The following is an 18,636-nucleotide window of genomic DNA, read 5'->3' as shown; positions in this document are numbered from 1 at the left end:
CCGGTGGTCAGCCGACCGGGGGCGCGGTGGGTTGTTGCACAGCCGGCTCCGGTCCGGCCGGTGCTCCCGGTCGCTCCAGCTCACCGAAGGAACGCCGCACCAGCCGGTTCGCCTCCTCCTGGCTGAGACCGGAGGCCACCAGCAGGTCACTGGCGGTGGTACGCACCTGTGCCACCACCACGCTGCCGGAGAACCCGACCCCACGGCCGTACGCCCGGCCGGCCTCGCTGACGGCGCGCAGCGCCCGCTCCCGGGCCTTCTCGGGCTCGTCGCCCTGGGCGAACTCCTTCTGGAGCAGGCGTACCGACTCGGCCAGGTGACCGACCGCGTCCGGCATCGGTTCCGGGAGTGGCTCGTCGTCCTCCACCAGGGTCACCGCGCGACGGATCAGCGTGCCGCTGTTACGCATCGCCCGTTCGATCGGGTCGGCCGCCTCCGCGTAGTGGGTGAGTTCGCTGCGTCGGTGCCAGCGGGCCGGGGAGAGCATCGCGGTTTCCTTGGCACCCTCGATCGCCTCGGAGAAGGTGGCCAACTCCGCCTTGTTGTCTCGCAGCCGCTCCAGCGCAGTCTGGATCTTGTCACGATCCTGTTCCCCCAGCCCTTCGGCGGCGAGGTCGAGCTGGTCGGCGAGGAGGATGAGCGCCGGCCTGGCGGCGCGGTTGAGCACCCGTAGCGGGTTGAGCGGCAGCAGGATCGCGGTGACCAGCAGGGCGCAACTGCCACCGACCAGGGCGTCGATGAAGCGGGGTATCTCCAGGTCCTCGACCGACGGGCTGAGCGTCACGATCAGCACCGCCGTCGCCGCGGCCTGGATGACCACGGCGACGCTACCCCCGGCGAAGACCGTCAGCACGATGGCAGCGGTGACCACCAGGGCGAGCTGCCACGGGCCGGTGCCGAGGAAATAGACCAGTAGGTCGCCGACGGCCACCCCGACACCCACCCCGATGATCAGCTCGATGGTTCGGCGGAACCGCTGCCCTACCGATACGGCCAGGGTGCCGACAGCGGAGATCGGGGCGAAGACCGGCTGCGGGTTACCCAACAGCTCGTGCGCGGCCAGCCAGGCCAGCCCGGCCGCCAGACCTGCCTGGGCGGCCACGCCGAGCGACAGACGTACCCGATGCAGGCGATCGCGCAGGGTGGCCTTCCCACGGTGGTGCAGCTGCGCCACCGCCTCGGAGATCCGGGCCGTGTCGATGTCGGATCGGCCGTCAGGCGTGCTGCGGCGCAGCAGCCGAGAAACCCGCTCCCTGGCCACTGCCATGGCCGGGACTACCCACGTCACGCCCGGACATTCCCGCCGAAGCGACCCACCCGTCCGGACGGGAGGCAACGATGGCGGCACGTCGCCGGATGGGGCAGACTCGACCGGGTGGCGGGGTTGAACGAGCGATGGCGTACCACCGCACGGGCTGCCGGTGCGGTCGATCCGGCGGTGGTCGACGCGGTGGGGGCCGAGCTGCTCGAACGGTGGCAGGAGCCGCACCGGCACTACCACACGCTCACCCACCTGGCCGCCATGCTGGACGTGATCGACCAGTACGCCTCGACCGCGCCGCACCCCGATCTGGTCCGGCTCGCCGCGTGGTGCCACGACGCGGTGTACGACCCGCGCGCCTCCGGCGACCGCAACGAACGCGACAGCGCGGCGCTGGCCGACGCCCTGCTCACCCGGCTGGGCCTACCCGCCGACGAGGTGACCGAGGTGCATCGGCTGATCCTGCTCACCGCCGGGCACGCGGTGGATCCGTCAGACGCCGACGGGGCGCTGCTCTGCGACGCCGACCTGGCCGTGCTGGCCGCACCGGAACCGGATTACGACAGGTACGCCACGGCGATCCGCCGGGAGTACGCCCACGTGCCCGAACCGGACTACCGGGTCGGCCGCGCCCGGGTGCTCTCCGGCCTGCTCGCCCTGCCCTCCCTCTACCGCATCCCCGCCCTGGCCGCCCGCTGGAGTCACCCCGCGCGCGCCAACCTCACCCGCGAACTGGCGCGTCTGTCCCGCTGACCTCGTGCGGGCGGGGTCGGGGCGGGTTGAGGTGTTTGGGGCGGCGGAGGTTGGCGGCTCGGAGCAGACTGACGATGTCGCGGCTGGAGACGACCCGCGCGCCGAGCCAGACAGCCATCGGAAAACGCTCCGCAGGAATGTCGTAGTGGTCCCGGTCGAAGCCCTTCCGGGGCGCGCCCAGCAGCTCGGCGAAGACGTGCAGTTCGGCGAGGGAGACGTCGCTGATCAGGTGCGACCAGAGACGGCCGCGCCCCGGCCAGGACGGCCGGTCCAGGTAGATCACGGCAGCCACCGTACCGGGTGTCGGCGCGGGTTGATGATCACCGACGGTCGGCCGTAGCCTCGGCCGCATGGCCACCTCCCCCCTCCTCGACGACCTACGTGCCGCCCTCGGGCCGGACGCGGTGCTCACCGATGCGGACCTGCTGCGCACGTACGAGCGGGATGAGGCCGACCTGTGCGCGTCGGGTACGCCGCTGGTGGTGACCCGGCCGCGCACCACCGAGGAGGTGGTCGCGGTGGTCCGGGCGGCCGGACGGCACGGCGCACCGGTGGTGCCGCAGGGCGCGCGGACCGGGCTGGCGGGCGCGGCGAACGCGGTCGACGGCGCGGTGGTGGTCAGCACGACCGCGATGGACGCGATCCTGGAGATCGACCCGGTCAGTCGGATCGCGGTCGTCCAGCCGGGAGTGGTCAACGCCGCGCTCACCGCCGCAGTCGGTGAGCACGGTCTGTGGTATCCGCCGGACCCGGGTTCCTGGGAGTCGTCCACCATCGGCGGCAACGTCGCCACCAACGCGGGTGGCATGTGCTGCGTCAAGTACGGCGTGACCACCGAGTACGTGCTCGGCCTGGAGGTGGTGCTCGCCTCCGGCGAGGTGCTGCGCACCGGGCGGCGTACGGCCAAGGGGGTGGCCGGCTACGACCTGACCCGACTCTTCGTCGGCTCGGAGGGCACGCTCGGGGTGATCACCGAGGTGACCGTGGCGCTGCGGCCCGCTCCGGCGGAGTCGTTGACCCTGGTGGCGGTGTTCGGCTCGACCGCGCAGGCCGGCGAGGCGGTGGCGCGGATCGCCGCTCAGGGGCTCTCCCCCAGCCTGCTGGAACTACTCGACCGCACCCACCTGGTCGCGATCGAGGCGTACCGGCCGATGGGGTTGCGCACCGACGCCGAGGCGCTGCTGCTGGCTGCGGCCGACACCGGCCCCCGAGCGGCGGCGGACCTCGCCGAACTGGCCAGGGTCTGCGCGGCCGCCGGGGCCGAGGAGGTCTACGCGGCCGACGACGCCGTGGAGGCCGCCGCGTTGTTGCAGGCCCGGCGGTTGGCCCACTCGGCGATGGAGAAGTACGCCGCGGACACGTACCCGGGTGGCAACGGCGGTCTGATCATCGACGACGTGGCGGTGCCCCGGGGAACGCTCGCCGCCCTGCTCGACGGGGTGACCCGGATCGCGGCCGAGTGCCAGGTGCCGATCGGTGTGGTCGGCCACGCCGGGGACGGCAACATGCACCCCAACATCGTGGTCGACCGGGCGGATCCGGCGAGCCTGGAACGCGGTCGGCGGGCCTTCGACGAGATCATGCGGCTGGGGCTGGAACTGGGCGGTACGTGCACCGGTGAGCACGGCGTCGGCCTGCTCAAGCGGGACTGGCTGGCCCGGGAGATCGGCCCGGTGGGCGTACGCGTGCATCAGGCGATCAAGGCGGCGCTGGACCCGACGGGCCTGCTCAACCCCGGGAAGGTGCTCTGACCTAGCCGACCATCTCGGCGGGGGTGTTCTGGGTGAGCAGCAGCAGGATCTCCTCGGCCACGGGTGGGCGTTCCTCCCCCGGGCAGTCCTGCGAGGTGATCAGGCCGACCGAGGTCAGCAGGCTGGAGGTGAGGGCGCCGACGCAGCTGACCCGGTATCCCCGGGCCTCGTCGGTCTCCTGTGCCAGCTCCGGTTCGGCCAGGAGTTGTTGCAACCGTTCCCGCTGTTCCTCGCTCAGCGCCCCGGTCGAGGTGACCCCGTCACCGGCGCAGTCGATGCACTCCCACCGGCCGTCCGGCTCCACGTTCAGGGTGCGCAGCGGGCCGTCGGGACCGTGGTTCTGGAGCAGGCTGACCCGCCCCTTGCCGGTGGTGGTGGCTCCCGTGCCGCCGGGCTGGTCGGCGGCCGGCGCGCTCGCCTCCACGGGTGGTTCGGAGCGGTCACCGAAGGACGCACAGCCGCCGAGGACGATCGCCAGCAGGGCGACGCCGGGTAGGAAGGCCAGTCGTGATCGGGAAAGCGCCATCACTCGCGGAACTTACCCCACCGTAGGTAGGGAGCGTAACCCGTCGGACGGACATCCGTGACCGGTGGTTCCCGAGTGGATCCGTCAGCGGGCCAGGCCCGCCGCGCCGTCGTCGGCACCCCGATCCGCCGCGTAACCCCGCACGTCAGGGGCACCGAGTCGGGCGGCGTCGGCGGTCGCGTCGTCCGGCATCAGCTGGGACTGCCGCTCGGCCTCCACCCGGGCCCGGTAGTGGGCCACCTCGCGGTCCCGGGTCGCCGCGTCCCAGCCCAGCACCGCGCCCATCAGCTCGGCCGCGTGCTCGGCCGACTCCAGGCCCCGGTGTGCCGTCTCGAACGAGATCCGGGTACGCCGGGTCAGCACGTCCTCCAGGTGCAACGCCCCCTCGGCGCGGGCCGCGTACGTCACCTCGGCGGCGAGATACTCCGGCGCACCGGCCAACGGTGAGGCCAGCAACGGATCAGCGTCGATCATGGCGAGCAGGTCGATGGTGAGGCTGCCGTAGCGCTCCAGCAGGTGCTCCACCACGCCCACCGGCAACCCGTGGCGGCGGGCCAGGTCCGCCCGGTCCCGCCACATGGCCCCGTACCCGTCCGCGCCGAGCAGCGGCAGGTCAGCCGTACGCGACACCCGCCGGCTGCCGAGCCGGCGCACCGCCCGGTCCACCACGTCGGCGGCCATCACCCGGTACGTCGTGTACTTGCCACCGGCCACCAACAGGAGCCCGAGCATCGGCTCGATGACCGCGTGCTCCCGGGACAGCTTCGAGGTGGAGTCCGCCTCGCCGGCCAGCAGCGGGCGCAGCCCGGCGTAGACACCTTCGATGTCGGCGGTGGTCAGCGGACGGTCCAGCACCGTGTTGACCTGCCGGAGCAGGTAGTCGATGTCGCTGGCGGAGGCCGCCGGGTGCGAACGGTCCAGCCGCCAGTCGGTGTCGGTGGTGCCGATGATCCAGTGCCCGCCCCAGGGGATGACGAACAGGACACTGGTGGCCGTACGCAGGATCAGCCCGGTCTCACCGGTGATCGCCGAGCGGGGCACCACCAGGTGCACGCCCTTGGACGCCCGGACCCGGATACCCGGGCGCAGCCCGACGTCGTTGAGCATCCGGGACATGTCGTCGGTCCAGACGCCGGTGGCGGCGATGACCGTACGCGCGCCCACCTCGAACTCGGCATCGGCTGAGCCGACGGGTGCCTCCAGGTCACGGACCCGGACCCCGGTGACCTCCCGTGCCTGGCGGATCAGCCCGACCGCCCGGGTACTGCTGACCACCGTCACGCCCAGGCTGGCCGCCGTGCGGGCCAGGGTGACCACCAGGCGGGCGTCGTCGACCTGCCCGTCGTGGTAGCGGATCGCGCCGGACACCGCGTCAGAGCGCAGGCTCGGGAAGACCCGACGGGCCCCCTCCCGGCTCAGGTGTCGGTGCAGCGGCATGCCCCGGCCGCCGCCGAAGACTCCGGCGAACGCGTCGTACGCGGCCACCCCGGCGCCGTAGTAGGCCCGACGCAGCAGGCGGGCCGGCAGGTCACGCAGGCTCTGACCGGCGGGGAGCGGCACCAGGAACGGCACCGGCCGCACCAGGTGCGGTGCCAGCCGGGTGGCCAGCAGCCCGCGCTCGGTCAACGCCTCGTGCACCAGGCCGAACTCCAACTGCTCCAGGTAACGCAGACCACCGTGGATCAGTTTGCTGGACCGGCTGGAGGTGCCGGCGGCGAAGTCACGCGCCTCCACCAGGGCCACCTTGAGGCCCCGGGACGCGGCGTCGACGGCCGCTCCGGCGCCGGTCACCCCGCCTCCGATCACCAGCACGTCGAACCGCTCGGCGCGCAACCGACGCAGGTCGGCGGCGCGGCGGGCGGGCGAGAGCTGTCCGGCAACGGACCGCGGTACGAACGGATCACGCACCCGTCCACGGTAACCGTCCCGACCCACCGTCGACACGTGGCGGCACGGGGGCCGGATCAGTCGCCCCGGCCGCCAGGGTTGGGGTCGTACTGTGTGCGGATGCGGGCGGAACACACCACACCCGGCTCGACCGGTAGCCCCTGGGCGATCGTGGCGGCGGTTCTCGCCGGTTGTTGGACGGTCGCGGTCACGATCGTGACGCAGACCGGCGGTTGGGCCGTCGACCAGGTGGTGCTGATCGGCGGTCTGGACCGGCTGGTGCCGCTCTGGCCGGTGGTCGGCCTGTTCACCGTGCTGTTGATCGCCGCTGCGGCGCTGCCGTTGGCCCTCGTGCCACGCTCGGCGGCGGTCCGCGTCACCGGCCGACTCTGGCTCGCCGGGGCGCTCGTACTCGGTGTGCTCGGGCTGCTGCGGGCGATCCCTCCGGTGCACCACGAGGCGTACCTCGCCGCGCTGGCCACCATGGCCGGGCTGCTGACGGTGGTGGCGACCCGACTGCCGGCCCGGGTTCTCGGCCCCGGTCGGCTCGCCGAGGCCGGAGCGGCCGCGTACCGCCCCGGCGAGCCCTCGGACGGTCCGGAGGCGGTCGCCGCCGAGCCCACGGAGCCGAGCGCGGGGGCGACCGGGCGGCTCGGGCATCCGGCGCGATCGGACGCGCGCCCGTCAGTGGCGGTACTGCTGGCGGTCACCGCCGGGCTCGCCCTGCTGCTGCCCTGGGTGTGGATCGGCGCGCTGGGCGGGCTGCTGGAGACCGTTCTCGCCGGGCTGGGCGCGGCGACGGTCGGCGCGCTGGCCGGGGCGCTGCTCGACGCCCGGTTCTGGGCTCGGTTCGAGGCCGGCGAGCCGCCTCGGCCCGCCCGCCTGGTGCTGCTGGGCGGGTCCGTCGCCGCAGTGGTGCTGCTCCTGGTGGCCGCCGGCGTCGGCCACTCCGGTGCGCAGCTGCCGCTGCTGGTGACGCTACCGCCGGTCGGTTTCACGCTGGCCGCGCTGCGCGCCGTGGCCCGCCGTCCGGGCGGGGCGCGGGGCTCGGCTCCGACCGCCTGGCTGGTCGGGCTCGGCGTGTTCGGCCCGTTGGCGTTCACCGACCCGGAGGAGGTCAGCCTGCTGCTGGTCGGCACCCGCGACGTGCCGTTCTGGGTGGCGGTCGCGACCGGTGCCGGGCTCGTCGTCGCCGTGGTGCTGGCGATCGGGTACGGGCTGCTGCTGGCGCGGCGCTCGGCCCGCGTACCCCATCGGACGCTGGCCGCCGCGAGCGCGCTGACGCTGCTGGTCACGGTCGGCCTGGTCGGCGCGACGGTCGGCCAACCCGGGCTGCACGGCGAGCGGCTCCTGGTGCTGCTGCGGGAGCAGGCGGACCTGAGCGACATCGGTGGCGGCTCAGGTCGAGCGGGTCGGGACGCCCGCGCCGAGGAGGTCTACCGGCGGTTGGTCGACACCGCCTACCGGAGCCAGGCCGAGCTACGGCGGGACCTGCGGCGGGCCCGGCTGCCACACACCCCCTACTACCTGGTCAACGCGATCGAGGTGGCGGGCGGTCCGGCGGTACGGGCCTGGCTGTCCAGCCGACCCGAGGTGGCCCGGGTGCTGGTCAGCCAACGGCTGCGTCCGTTGCCGATGCCCGCGACCAGCGCCACCGGCAGCGCCGCCGCCCCGTCCGGCCCACCATGGAACATCACCATGCTCGGCGCGGATCGGGTCTGGGCCGAACTCGGCGTCACCGGTGCCGGGGTGACCGTGGGCAGTTCCGACTCCGGCGTGGACGGGCGGCATCCGACCCTGGCCGAGGGTTTCCGCGGCGGCGACGACTCGTGGTTCGACCCGTGGAACGGCACCCGGTCACCTACCGACCGCAGCGGGCACGGCACCCACACGATGGCCAGTGCGGTCGGCCGGGACGGCATCGGCGTGGCCCCGGGGGCGCGGTGGGTGGGCTGCGTCAACCTCGACCGCAACCTGGGCAATCCGGCCGCCTACCTCGACTGCCTCCAGTTCATGCTGGCGCCCTTCCCACCCGGTGGTGACCCGTTCCGGCAGGGTCGACCGGCGCGAGCACCGGAGATCCTGACCAACTCGTGGGGCTGCCCGCCGATCGAGGGCTGCGACCCGCAGGCGCTGCGACCGGCCACCGCCGCGCTGGAGGCGGCCGGGATCCTGGTCGTCGCGGCGGCCGGCAACACCGGCCCGTTCTGCGGCTCCGTGCAGGATCCTCCCGCGCCGTACCCGGACGTGCTGACCGTCGGTGCGGTGGACGACCGGCGACGGGTCACCGCCTTCTCCTCCCGGGGCCCGACGGTCACCGCAGCGGCGAAGCCGGACCTGATGGCACCGGGCAAGGATGTCCTCTCGGCGATGCCCGGTGGCGGGTACGCCGTACTCGACGGCACCTCGATGGCCACCCCTCAGGTGGCCGGCGTGGTGGCGCTGATGTGGTCGGCCAATCCGGAACTCGTCGGCGACCTGGACCGGACCCGGCGGATCCTGGCCGAGACGGCCGACCCGGTCGAGACCGGCGACTCGCCCCGGGAGCAGACCGACGACTGTGGTGGCGGGGCGAACCTCGTCGGTGCCGGCCTGGTCAACGCGTACGCGGCGGTCTCCGCCGCCCGTGGATGATCGCGGAGGAACGCTCCCACCCGACGTGAGCGGATCTCGCTCCGGGGTTATCCAACCTCGCCTGAACTGCTATCTTGCGGCTTCATGCATGGTCATTCGCCCGGCGCGGCGGCTCCCCTCCCGCCGCCGTCGACAGCCCGGTGGCGGGGCATGGCCCTTCTGGTCCTGCTGGGTGTCCCGGCCCTCGTCGTGGCCCTGTGCTGCGGGGTGATACACGTGGTCACCAGGTCGGCCACCGACGACCCGTTCGGCCACCGAGGCGGCGTCTCCGGACCACCCTGACCAGGTGGAGGACGTCGGCGGCCGGGGCGCCGACTGCCCAGACAACGCCGAAGGGGGCGGACCGCTGACGCGGCCCGCCCCCTTCGGCGTTGGAGCTGGACTCAGAAGTCCATGTCCCCGCCACCCGGGCCAGCCGGGGCGGCCGGGGTCTTCTCCGGCTTGTCCGCCACGACGGCCTCGGTGGTGAGGAACAGCGCGGCGATCGACGAGGCGTTCTGCAGCGCCGAACGGGTCACCTTGGCCGGGTCGATGATGCCCGCGGCCAGCAGGTCGACGTACTCGCCGGTCGCGGCGTTGAGGCCGTGACCCGAGTCGAGGTTGCGAACCCGCTCCACCACGACGCCGCCCTCAAGGCCGGCGTTCACCGCGATCTGCCGCAGCGGGGCGTCCAGCGCGATCTTCACGATCTGCGCACCGGTCGCCTCGTCGCCGGCCAGGTCGAGCTTGTCGAAGGCGGTCTTGCCGGCCTGGACCAGCGCGACGCCACCACCCGGGACGATGCCCTCCTCGACGGCGGCCTTGGCGTTGCGGACCGCGTCCTCGATGCGGTGCTTGCGCTCCTTGAGCTCGACCTCGGTGGCCGCGCCGACCTTGATCACCGCAACGCCGCCGGCCAGCTTGGCCAGCCGCTCCTGCAGCTTCTCCCGGTCGTAGTCGGAGTCGCTCTTGTCGATCTCGGCCCGGATCTGGTTCACCCGGCCCTGGATCTGCTCGGCGTCGCCGGCACCGTCGACGATGGTGGTCTCGTCCTTGGTCACCACGACCTTGCGGGCGCGGCCCAGCATGTCGAGGCCGACGGCGTCCAGCTTGAGGCCGACCTCCTCGCTGATGACCTGGCCACCGGTGAGGATGGCGATGTCGGTCAGCATGGCCTTGCGACGGTCACCGAAGCCCGGCGCCTTGACGGCCACCGACTTGAAGGTGCCACGGACCTTGTTGACCACCAGGGTGGCCAGGGCCTCGCCCTCCAGGTCCTCGGCGATGATCAGCAGCGGCTTGCCCGACTGCATGACCTTCTCCAGGATCGGGAGCAGGTCCTTGACCGACGAGATCTTGCTGTTCGCGATCAGGATGTACGGGTCGTCGAAGACGGCCTCCATACGCTCCGGGTCGGTCATGAAGTAGGCCGAGATGTAGCCCTTGTCGAAGCGCATACCCTCGGTGAGCTCCAGCTCCAGCCCGAAGGTGTTGCTCTCCTCGACGGTGATGACGCCTTCCTTGCCGACCTTGTCCATCGCCTCGGCGATGATCTCGCCGACGCTGGTGTCACCGGCGGAGATGGAGGCGGTGGAGGCGATCTGCTCCTTGGTCTCAACGTCCTTGGCGAGCTTCAGCAGCTCCTCCGAGACGTTGGCGACGGCGGCCTCGATGCCCCGCTTCAGGGCCATCGGGTTGGCACCGGCGGCCACGTTGCGCAGACCCTCGCGAACGAGTGCCTGGGCCAGGACGGTCGCCGTCGTCGTGCCGTCACCGGCGACGTCGTCGGTCTTCTTGGCGACCTCCTTGACCAGCTCAGCGCCGATCTTCTCGTAGGGGTCCTCGAGCTCGATCTCCTTGGCGATGCTCACACCATCGTTGGTGATGGTGGGGGCGCCCCACTTCTTCTCGAGCACCACGTTGCGGCCCTTGGGGCCGAGGGTCACCTTTACGGCGTCGGCGAGCTGGTTCATGCCCCGCTCGAGGCCGCGGCGCGCCTCTTCGTCGAACGCGATCATCTTGGCCATACGGCGTTGTCCTCCTGGACACTCACGGGCCACCCGAGTGTGTGCCCCGGATGGGCCGTCTGGTGTACGCACCTTGGGACGTCACCACCTGGCGACGGTGACGTCTCCTCGGCCGGGCCGGATAGCCCGCGACGACCGGCCACGTGCCTCACCCGTGGTTATGCCACGAGTGCGACCGAGGCCCCACCGTCCCGACCAACTGGCACTCACGCCATGCGAGTGCCAATGACTTGTTTAGCACTCTGCCCTGCCGAGTGCAAGCACGATGGCCCGGGTCAGCGGAGTTCGGCCACCAGTCGCGCGCTGTTCACCGGGCCCTCGTGAGCCCGCTGCTCGGCGTACGTGACGACGAACCCGACCAGTTGCGCGAAGTAGGCCGGCAGCATCAGCACCGCGATCACCAGCACCATCGAGATGGCGCCCAACGCCGTACCCAGCGAGGTCAGGGGCTGCGCCCCGAACAGCGGAACCGAGGCCCGATCCAGCAGGGTGGTCAGCAGCAGGAACACCAGTGTCGCCCCCACCACCAACGCCACCCGGCTGGACAGCAGAGCCGCCCGGTTCCGGAACATCTGGAACGAACGACCGATCGGATCAGCCCGCTCGAAGAGGAACACCGGCCCGGTCATGCTGAGCATGAACCCGGCGACGAGGCCCGGAAGGAAGCAGCAGAACATGCCGATGGTGACGATGAAGCCGACCAGGAGCGTCCAACCCCACAGCGCGGGTGCCCGGCGTACTCCGTAGTTCAGTGCCGCCGAGACGTCGGCCGGCGCACCGCTTGCCTGCCGGGTGATCACCCAGGTGCCAGCAGCCCAGCCCGCGGCCTGCACCAGGCCGAGCAGGGCGGTGCCACCCGCCAGCACGGCGAACAACGAGCCCAGGTCGGCCCAGTAGGCGGCCGGCAGGACCTCGCCGGCGGCTATCTCGTCCTCCCACTGCCCGGTCCGGTCGAACACCAGCAGCAGACCCGATATCAGCGCCCCCGGCACCACCTGGGTCAGCAGCAGGATCGGCAGCAACAGGCGCCAGCCCCGGCGGACCGCTCCCATCAGGCGCGTGAGCCAGCCCTCCAGCCCGGCACCGGGCGGGTTGACCAAAGCGTCGGCCGGGCCGAGTCCATAGCTGCCGGATGCCGGATGGCCCGGGTAACCAGGCTGGCCGGGATACGGCATCCCGGGCGGTGGTACGGGATAACCCGGAGCACCGTACGGCGGCGCAGCGGCATGGGGCGGCGCAGCGGGATAAACCGGGGCACCGTACGGCGGCGCAGCGGGGTGAGGCGGCTGCCCAACCCAACCGCCGGGTGGCCCCCACCCGCCCGGGGGGTGGGCGGACGGACCCGTCGGGGGCGGCTGGTCGGACATGGACCCTCCTCAGCATCGGCTGGAACGGCCCATGATCTTCCCTTGTGGGGCACCGGCATCGCAGCCCCCTCCGGCCACGGTCACGCCACCCGACGACGATCAGTCAGTGGGGTGGGTGTTTCGCGTTCAGCCGATGACGCGTACCCGCTCGGCCTGCGGGCCCTTCTGCCCCTGGGCGATTTCGAACTCCACCCGCTGACCGTCGTCCAGCGCCTTGTAGCCGTCCATCTCGATCGCGGAGAAGTGGACGAAGACGTCCTGCCCGCCGTCGACGGCGATGAAGCCGTAGCCCTTCTCGGCGTTGAACCACTTCACGGTGCCTTGTGCCACGGTGTTTTCCTCACTCTGCACGGCGTTCCACTACCACCGGTCGCCGGCGCCCCGGCACCCCGGAAATCACTGGTTTCGACAATCGGCGACGACCGCCGAAACGGGTGACCGAAATCGCACGCTACACGAGCAGTGACGACCGCGCACGACCACAAATCGGGCGTATTACAGTCAGCCACATCGTCCGACGTCATTGTGATATCCATGCGGGATGACCAGCGCCGCCGACCGGACGGGCGCACGCCGTGCCGTCGTCCGCCGGGTGGAGCCCGCCGACGCGGCCCGCATGCGTGCCCTGCGCCTGGAGATGCTCGCCGACGCACCGCTGGCGTTCCTGGAGACGATCGCCGAGGCCGCGGCCCGGCCGCACGCCGAGTACGCCGCCCGGATCGCCCAGGTCTCCGCCGGTGGGCACACCGCGCAGTTCGTGGCGGATCCGGGCGGCCGACTCGTCGGGCACGTCGGCGGGGTCGCCCACCCGACCGAGCGACGGGTGACGGTGCTCTACGCCGTCTACATCACCCCGACCTGGCGACGCACCGGACTGCTCGCGGATCTGGTCGACGGGGTGGCGGAGTGGTCCCGGGCCTGCGGGCGCGACGAGCTGATGCTCGAAGTGGTGGTCGGCAACGACCGTGCCTATCGCGCCTATCAGCGGTTGGGCTTCGTCGACACCGGCGTCCGCCTGCCCCACCCGGGCATCCCCACCCTGCGCGAACTCCATATGCGCCGGGCCGCTTAGGCCTGCGTCGAAGTCCTCGGCTCGACCGAGGACTTCGACACAGGCCCGGGCCGGAGGCTCCGGGGCAGTCCGCCCGGAGCCCGCCACGGCTCAGGCGTGCCGGCGGCTCTGCACGATCCGGAACCGGTTGGCCACGTACGCCCCGTCGGTCAGCGCCGAGTTCGCCGCCGCGTTCGCCCCGCTGCCGTGGAAGTCGGAGAAGGCCGCCGACTGGTTCACGAAGACGCCTCCGGTGAGGTTCGCCGACAGGTGCACCCCGACCTCGATCGCGGCGGCCTCGACCGCGTCCAGCACCGCCCCGTCGGTGGAGTAGACCGCTGCGGTGAGGGCACCCTTCTCGCCCACGGTCGAGCGCAGGATCTCCACGCTGTGTGCGGTGGAGTCGGTGGCGATGACGAAGGAGATCGGCCCGAACCATTCCCGCGAGTAGGTCGCGGTGTCGTCGGCCTCCAGCTTCACGATGGTCGGCGTACGCACGACCGCGTCCGGGAACGACGGGTGCTCGACGGTACGCGACTCCAGCACCGGCACGCCGACCTTGGTCACCTCGTCCAGCCGCTCCAACACCCCGTCGTTGACGATCGCGCCGGTCAGCTCCACGCCCCGAGCCGGGTCGCCGGTGAGCTTGCCCACCGCGGCGGCGATGCCGGCGGCCACCTCGTCGAAGCTCTTGTGCCCCTGGTCGGTCTCGATGCCGCCCCGGGGGATGAGGATGTTCTGCGAGGTGGTGCACATCTGGCCGCTGTAGAGCGTCAGCGTGAAGCCCAGGTTGCGGCACATCCCGACGAAGTCGTCGGTCGAGTCGATCACCACCGTGTTGAGCCCGGCCTTCTCCGTGTACACGGCCGCCTGCCGGGCGTTGGCCTCCAGCCAGTCGCCGTACTCGGTGGAGCCGGTGAAGTCGACGATCTTCACAGCGGGGTGCAGGGCGAGGGTCGAGGCGAGCTTCTCGCCGGGTGCCTCGGGGGCCAACTGGACCAGGTTCGGGTCGAAGCCAGCCTCGGCGAGCACCGCGCGGGCGTACCGGACGGTGATGGCCAGCGGCAGCACGGCGCGCGGGTGCGGCTTGACCACGACGGGGTTGCCGGTGACCAGCGAGGCGAACAGACCCGGGTACGAGTTCCAGGTCGGGAAGGTGTTGCAGCCGACGACCAGGGCCACCCCCCGGGGCACCACGTGGAAGGTCTTGGTCATCCGCAGCGGGTCGCCCTTGCCAGCGGCCTTCTCCCAGCCGGCGGTGCCCGGGTGCCGGGTCATCTCCGCGTACGCGTAGGCGAGCGCCTCCAGCGCGCGGTCCAGCGCGTGCGCGCCACCGGCCTGGAAGGCCATCACGAACGCCTGACCGCTGGTGAACTGCACCGCGTTGGCCAGCTCGAAGATGTTCCGGTGCAGCCGGTCGAGGATCTCCAGGCAGACGCCCACCCGGGCCTGCGGGCCGGCGTCACGCCAGGCGGGCAGCGCCGCGGATGCGGCGGCGATCAGCCGGTCGGCGTCGGTGTGCGGGTAGCGGACGCCCAGCGCCACGCCGAACGGGCTGCTCTCGCTGGCCACCCGGTCGCCGTCGCCGGGCTGGTCGAGCGGGAAGTCCGCGCCCAGGTACGCCTCGAAGGCGGCCTTGCCGTCGGCGGCGGCGGTCTCGCCGTACACCCGTGGACTGGGTGACTCCGGGTAGGCGGACCAGTATCCCCGCTCCGCGATCGCGGTCAGCGCGCGGTTGAGGGTCTCGGCGTGCCTGTCGTAGAGGGGGTGCGGGGTCTCCGTCATGCCCGCCATCATGCAACACCAAGCCCTCAGATCAGTAGGGGCGTGTCACAACTTCAGATGGCGAGCTGCCAGTCGGTCCAGGCGTCGACCGGGCAGAAGCCGAGCTGCTCGTTGATGCTGATCATGTGCTCGTTGGCCGCCGCGTTCCAGGTGTCGATCGCGCGTAGCTCCGGCTCGTGGGCCAACGCGTGCCTGAGGTTCTCGACCTTGACGAGCAGACCGAGGCGGTGGCCCCGGTGCGCCGGGTCGACGATGGTGATCTCCTGCCAGGCGTGCCACGGCGTGGACGGCCCCCGGTCGATGACCGTCCAGGCGACCATTCGACCGGTCGCCTCGTGCACCGCGCCGACGTGGTAGCGCCGTCGTCCCCGCAGCCGCTGGACCCGCTCCGACTCCCGGATCCGCACGGCATCCACCTGCTCCGCCTCGATGACGAGGTCACCCATCGGCGCGTCGATGAGCAGCCGGCCCTCCAGTCGGGCGATGTCGGCCACGTACTCCTCGGCGACCGCCCCCTGCCACGCCACCGTCCGGTAGCCGGCGGCCCGCTCGCGGGCGGCGTCGAGCAGCGCGGTCAGGCTCGCCTGGTCGAGCCGCGAGGGCTCCAGCCGCCGCCGCACCTCGGCCAGCGCGGCCTGTGCTCCGGCGTCCGCCGCGAAGGCCGCCCCGGGCGCCGGGCGCCCCGGCCCGCCGGGCAGCGGGCCCGGGGTCTCGCCGAACAGCCGTTTCCGGCCCTGTTCGACGGCCACCTTCCGGGCGTACGCCAGCAGCGCCCGGCCCACGCCGCGCCGACGCTGCGCCGGGTCGACGGTCAGCTCGACGGTGGCCATCGCGGTGTTGTCCAGCTGCGGTAGCCGCATCCGCAGGTGCCCGGCGGCCACACCGTCACGCCGGGCCAACGCCTGGTGGATCACGCTGCCGTACGGCGGGTGGGCGACCAGCAGCTCGAACTCGTCGCGGTCCCCCACCGGCAGGTCGGGCAGGTCCACCGCCTGCGCTGCGGCGACGACCCGGTACGCGTCGTCGAGCGCTGCCTCGTCGGTGGAGTCGTACGGCGTGACAGTGATGGCCATGGGCGCGAGCCTGCCGGGCGGCCGACGCTCACCGCCACCGGTTTTCCGCCGGTCACCGGCTGATCGACACGTGCCCGGCATCTGATGGCAGATCATCGCCGAGAACCGTTGCCGGACAAGGGTGGGTAATCGGGCAGGTCGGCGGCGACGTACGCCGCGCCGATCGGGCATGCCTACTCGATCGTCTGCTCGTCGGCGGGGCCGAAGGGGGTGACGGTGACAGTCATCGCGGCAGCATGCGCCACAGACAGGCGAGCGGGCCAGCGAGTTCTCGCTGGCCCGCTCGGACGTTGGTCGGGAGGGTCGATCGCACAACGCCTCCGGCGCTGGGTCGTAAAGACTGAAAGTCTACGGCGAAACGCCCTCCCGCACGGAGCATCTTGCGCCGTCCGTTTGCGGCCGTCAAGTCCCCGGGGGCGTGTTTTGCTCACTCCCTGCGAAATGCCGCTTACAGCCCACGGGTCGGGTCAGCCCAGCAGGCCCGCGTCCCGGGCGGCCCGCAACGAGGGCTTGATCCGGTGGGTGGGGCCCACCTGACCGGCGACCGCGTCGAGCGTCTTCAGCCCTTCGCCGGTGTTGAACACCACCGTCTCGGCGGCCGGGTCCAGCCGGCCCGACTCGACCAGCTTGCGCAGCACCGCCACGGTCACGCCACCGGCCGTCTCCGCGAAGACCCCGGTGGTACGCGCCAGCAGCCGCACCGCCGCCCGGATCTCGTCGTCGTCGGCGTGGTCCATCCAGCCATCGGTACGCCGCACCGCCTCCAGGGCGTACAGTCCCGCCGCCGGGTCACCGATGTTCAGCGACTTGGCGATGCCGGTGGGCTTGACCGGGGTGATGGCGTCGGTGCCGGCGTGCAATGCGGTGGCGATCGGGTTGCACCCGGTCGACTGCGCGCCGAAGACCTTCCAGCCGTCGGCCGGCGCCTCGACCAGGCCGATCTCGACCAGCTCACTGAACGCCTTGTCGATCTTGGTGAGCAGTTCGCCGGAGGCCATCGGGATGACCACCTGGGCCGGGATCCGCCAACCGAGCTGCTCGGCCACCTCGTAGCCGAGCGTCTTGGATCCCTCCGCGTAGTACGGCCGCACGTTGACGTTGACGAACGCGGTGTCCTCGAACTCGTCGGTCTCGACCAACTCGCCGCAGAGCCGGTTCACGTCGTCGTAGGACCCGTCGATGGCGACCAGATCACCGCCGTAGACGGCGGTGGTGACGACCTTGCCCTGCTCCAGGTCACTGGGGATGAAGACCACCGACGGCGTACCCACCCGGGCGGCGTGCGCGGCGACGGAGTTGGCGAGGTTGCCGGTGGAGGCGCAGGCGAACCGGGAGAAGCCGAGCGCCCGGGCGGCGGTCAGCGCCACCGACACCACCCGGTCCTTGAACGAGTGGGTGGGGTTGGCGCTGTCGTCCTTGACCCACAGCGGCGCGGTGATGCCCAACTCGGCGGCGAGCCGGTCGGCGGCCACCAGCGGCGTGAACCCCGGGTCCAGGGTGACCCTGGTGGCCGGGTCCTGGCCGACGGGCAGCAGAGCGGCGTAGCGCCAGAGGTTGCGCGGGCCGGCCTCGATCTGCTCGCGGGTCACGGTGGCGAGTGCCGCCGGGTCGTAGTCGACCTCCAGCGGGCCGAAGCACTCGTAACAGGCGTGCTGGGCAGCCAGCGGGTATCGAGCCGAACAGGCCCGGCAGACCAGGGCACGGGCGGGGCTGGCGGAGGTGTCGATGCCGGACGGGGCGAGCGTCGACGTCATGTCGAAGTCCTCTCATCTTTCCCCGCATCGCACCCTGCGGCGGGGACGGAATTGGCACCTGCCCCGCAGGACGCTCAGCGTCGAGCGCGCGAGGTGGTTGCCGGGGCGTCGTCGGGCCGTATCCCTCAGCCCCTCTGGATGAGGTATGCAGTTGTGCCGCCGAGTCTAGGCACTCCGACTGGGGCCGTCGCAGGTCAATCCCAGCTTGTGAGCGGTCGAACCCGCCTGGGCGGTGCCGGTCGCACCCACCGGCACCGCCGCCGAGCGTCGCCGGTCAGGCCGGCACGGAACGTCGTTCGTCCTCACCGACGGCGACCGTCGACGCACCTCGTCGCCACAGGTTGTCCACCGCCCAGGTACCCGGACCGAGCACCGCGACCAGGAAGAACGACCAGCAGAAGAGCACCGACAACTCGCCGTGGTTACGCATCGGCAGCAGCGCCTCGGGCTGATGGACCACGAAGTACGCGTAGGCCATCGAACCCGACGCCAGCAGAGCCGCGGGCCGGGTGAACAGCCCCAGGAGCACCAGGCCGCCGCAGAGCAGTTGGATCAGCGCGGCGTACCAGCCGGGCCACTCGCCGAGTGGCACCGCCTCGCCGGTGCCACGGTTGCCGCCGAAGAGACCGAACACAGACGACATGCCGTGAATCAGGAAGAGTAACCCGATCACAATGCGGAACAGGGACAATGCCGGCCCGCCGAACCGGTCAACTCGCATTGGTACCTCCTACTAGTGGGGTGGTGGTACCAGAATGCGAGATCTATAGATAGTTGTCGATGCAATC

General features: G+C 71.8%; 16 protein-coding genes and 1 riboswitch. Of the genes, 5 read left to right on the top strand and 11 right to left on the bottom strand.

The features are described 5' to 3' along the window. Positions 1 to 7 precede the first annotated feature (7 nt). Complete coding sequence (locus FF096_RS00935; RefSeq protein ID WP_309222584.1) at positions 8 to 1,261, bottom strand: FUSC family protein; 1,254 nt, start codon at positions 1,259 to 1,261, stop codon at positions 8 to 10. Between the two features lie 114 nt (positions 1,262 to 1,375). Between FF096_RS00935 and FF096_RS26210 the strand changes: the two genes are divergently transcribed. After that, a complete protein-coding gene (locus FF096_RS26210; RefSeq protein ID WP_309222422.1) occupies positions 1,376 to 2,014 on the top strand; it encodes a metal-dependent phosphohydrolase in 639 nt (212 codons plus the stop codon). On the opposite strand, the gene FF096_RS26205 is transcribed toward FF096_RS26210, so the two are convergent. Beyond that, positions 1,983 to 2,297: a DUF4031 domain-containing protein gene (locus FF096_RS26205; RefSeq protein ID WP_309222421.1), complete on the bottom strand. Its 315-nt coding sequence runs from the start codon at positions 2,295 to 2,297 to the stop codon at positions 1,983 to 1,985. The genes FF096_RS26210 and FF096_RS26205 overlap by 32 nt on opposite strands. A 67-nt stretch (positions 2,298 to 2,364) precedes the next feature. Here FF096_RS26205 and FF096_RS00925 point away from each other — a divergent pair, with 67 nt between their 5' ends. Then, positions 2,365 to 3,765, top strand: a complete 1,401-nt coding sequence (locus tag FF096_RS00925) for an FAD-binding oxidoreductase (RefSeq protein ID WP_155214444.1) — start codon at positions 2,365 to 2,367, stop codon at positions 3,763 to 3,765. A 1-nt stretch (position 3,766) separates the two neighbouring features. Here FF096_RS00925 and FF096_RS00920 read toward each other — a convergent pair whose 3' ends face one another. Both FF096_RS00920 and FF096_RS00915 read right to left on the bottom strand, forming a co-directional pair. After that, positions 3,767 to 4,291, bottom strand: coding sequence for a hypothetical protein (locus tag FF096_RS00920; RefSeq protein WP_155214443.1), 525 nt, complete (start codon positions 4,289 to 4,291; stop codon positions 3,767 to 3,769). An 84-nt stretch (positions 4,292 to 4,375) separates the two neighbouring features. Further along, a complete protein-coding gene (locus FF096_RS00915; protein ID WP_309222420.1) occupies positions 4,376 to 6,199 on the bottom strand; it encodes a glycerol-3-phosphate dehydrogenase/oxidase in 1,824 nt (607 codons plus the stop codon). A 99-nt stretch (positions 6,200 to 6,298) separates the two neighbouring features. Between FF096_RS00915 and FF096_RS00910 the strand changes: the two genes are divergently transcribed. Together FF096_RS00910 and FF096_RS26985 are read left to right on the top strand one after the other, a co-directional pair. Continuing rightward, positions 6,299 to 8,812 (top strand): S8 family serine peptidase, encoded by a 2,514-nt coding sequence (locus FF096_RS00910; RefSeq protein WP_155214442.1) that lies wholly within the window; start codon positions 6,299 to 6,301, stop codon positions 8,810 to 8,812. Positions 8,813 to 8,962: 150 nt separating this feature from the next. Further along, positions 8,963 to 9,094 carry a hypothetical protein gene (locus tag FF096_RS26985; RefSeq protein ID WP_255456573.1) on the top strand — a complete coding sequence of 44 codons (132 nt, stop codon included), beginning with the start codon at positions 8,963 to 8,965 and terminating at the stop codon, positions 9,092 to 9,094. 101 nt (positions 9,095 to 9,195) lie between these two features. Here FF096_RS26985 and groL read toward each other — a convergent pair whose 3' ends face one another. The 3 genes from groL to FF096_RS00895 form a co-directional block, all read right to left on the bottom strand. Continuing rightward, on the bottom strand, positions 9,196 to 10,818 hold the full coding sequence (gene groL, locus FF096_RS00905) for a chaperonin GroEL (protein WP_155214441.1): 1,623 nt from the start codon (positions 10,816 to 10,818) through the stop codon (positions 9,196 to 9,198). A gap of 275 nt (positions 10,819 to 11,093) precedes the next feature. Next, positions 11,094 to 11,993, bottom strand: a complete 900-nt coding sequence (locus FF096_RS00900) for a hypothetical protein (RefSeq protein WP_155214440.1) — start codon at positions 11,991 to 11,993, stop codon at positions 11,094 to 11,096. Between the two features lie 318 nt (positions 11,994 to 12,311). Beyond that, positions 12,312 to 12,515 (bottom strand): cold-shock protein, encoded by a 204-nt coding sequence (locus FF096_RS00895; RefSeq protein ID WP_091594539.1) that lies wholly within the window; start codon positions 12,513 to 12,515, stop codon positions 12,312 to 12,314. 211 nt (positions 12,516 to 12,726) lie between these two features. On the opposite strand from FF096_RS00895, the gene FF096_RS00890 reads away from it, so the two are divergent. Beyond that, on the top strand, positions 12,727 to 13,257 hold the full coding sequence (locus tag FF096_RS00890) for a GNAT family N-acetyltransferase (RefSeq protein ID WP_155214439.1): 531 nt from the start codon (positions 12,727 to 12,729) through the stop codon (positions 13,255 to 13,257). Between the two features lie 90 nt (positions 13,258 to 13,347). Here the strand turns inward: FF096_RS00890 and paaN are convergent, their stop codons facing one another. From paaN to FF096_RS00870, 4 genes are all read right to left on the bottom strand, one after another. Beyond that, entirely contained in the window at positions 13,348 to 15,021 is a 1,674-nt protein-coding gene (gene paaN / locus FF096_RS00885) for a phenylacetic acid degradation protein PaaN (RefSeq protein WP_196222413.1), read from the bottom strand. Between the two features lie 53 nt (positions 15,022 to 15,074). After that, on the bottom strand, positions 15,075 to 16,094 hold the full coding sequence (locus FF096_RS00880) for a GNAT family N-acetyltransferase (protein WP_155214437.1): 1,020 nt from the start codon (positions 16,092 to 16,094) through the stop codon (positions 15,075 to 15,077). Positions 16,095 to 16,561: 467 nt separating this feature from the next. Next, on the bottom strand, positions 16,562 to 17,848 hold the full coding sequence (gene thrC, locus FF096_RS00875; RefSeq protein WP_155214436.1) for a threonine synthase: 1,287 nt from the start codon (positions 17,846 to 17,848) through the stop codon (positions 16,562 to 16,564). A gap of 9 nt (positions 17,849 to 17,857) precedes the next feature. Beyond that, positions 17,858 to 17,993: riboswitch (SAM riboswitch) on the bottom strand. Between the two features lie 129 nt (positions 17,994 to 18,122). Next, positions 18,123 to 18,569 (bottom strand): DoxX family protein, encoded by a 447-nt coding sequence (locus FF096_RS00870; RefSeq protein WP_155214435.1) that lies wholly within the window; start codon positions 18,567 to 18,569, stop codon positions 18,123 to 18,125. Positions 18,570 to 18,636 lie beyond the last annotated feature (67 nt).

The organism is Micromonospora sp. CP22, from assembly GCF_009712475.1.
In the GTDB taxonomy this organism is placed as follows: Bacteria; Actinomycetota; Actinomycetes; order Mycobacteriales; family Micromonosporaceae; genus Micromonospora.
Note: the sequence above shows the minus strand (reverse complement) of the source record. Positions and strands in the feature narration are given on the sequence as shown.

What these genes read in the sequence shown, in the direction of transcription:
- FF096_RS00900 (WP_155214440.1), bottom strand. Translation starts at nt 11,993, where the DNA reads ATGCCGTATCCCGGCCAGCCTGGTTACCCGGGCCATCCGGCATCCGGC.
- FF096_RS00870 (WP_155214435.1), bottom strand. Translation starts at nt 18,569, where the DNA reads ATGCGAGTTGACCGGTTCGGCGGGCCGGCATTGTCCCTGTTCCGCATT.
- FF096_RS00925 (WP_155214444.1), top strand. Translation starts at nt 2,365, where the DNA reads ATGGCCACCTCCCCCCTCCTCGACGACCTACGTGCCGCCCTCGGGCCG.
- paaN (WP_196222413.1), bottom strand. Translation starts at nt 15,021, where the DNA reads ATGACGGAGACCCCGCACCCCCTCTACGACAGGCACGCCGAGACCCTC.
- FF096_RS00910 (WP_155214442.1), top strand. Translation starts at nt 6,299, where the DNA reads ATGCGGGCGGAACACACCACACCCGGCTCGACCGGTAGCCCCTGGGCG.
- FF096_RS00920 (WP_155214443.1), bottom strand. Translation starts at nt 4,291, where the DNA reads ATGGCGCTTTCCCGATCACGACTGGCCTTCCTACCCGGCGTCGCCCTG.
- FF096_RS26985 (WP_255456573.1), top strand. Translation starts at nt 8,963, where the DNA reads ATGGCCCTTCTGGTCCTGCTGGGTGTCCCGGCCCTCGTCGTGGCCCTG.
- FF096_RS00880 (WP_155214437.1), bottom strand. Translation starts at nt 16,094, where the DNA reads ATGGCCATCACTGTCACGCCGTACGACTCCACCGACGAGGCAGCGCTC.
- groL (WP_155214441.1), bottom strand. Translation starts at nt 10,818, where the DNA reads ATGGCCAAGATGATCGCGTTCGACGAAGAGGCGCGCCGCGGCCTCGAG.
- FF096_RS00890 (WP_155214439.1), top strand. Translation starts at nt 12,727, where the DNA reads ATGACCAGCGCCGCCGACCGGACGGGCGCACGCCGTGCCGTCGTCCGC.
- thrC (WP_155214436.1), bottom strand. Translation starts at nt 17,848, where the DNA reads ATGACGTCGACGCTCGCCCCGTCCGGCATCGACACCTCCGCCAGCCCC.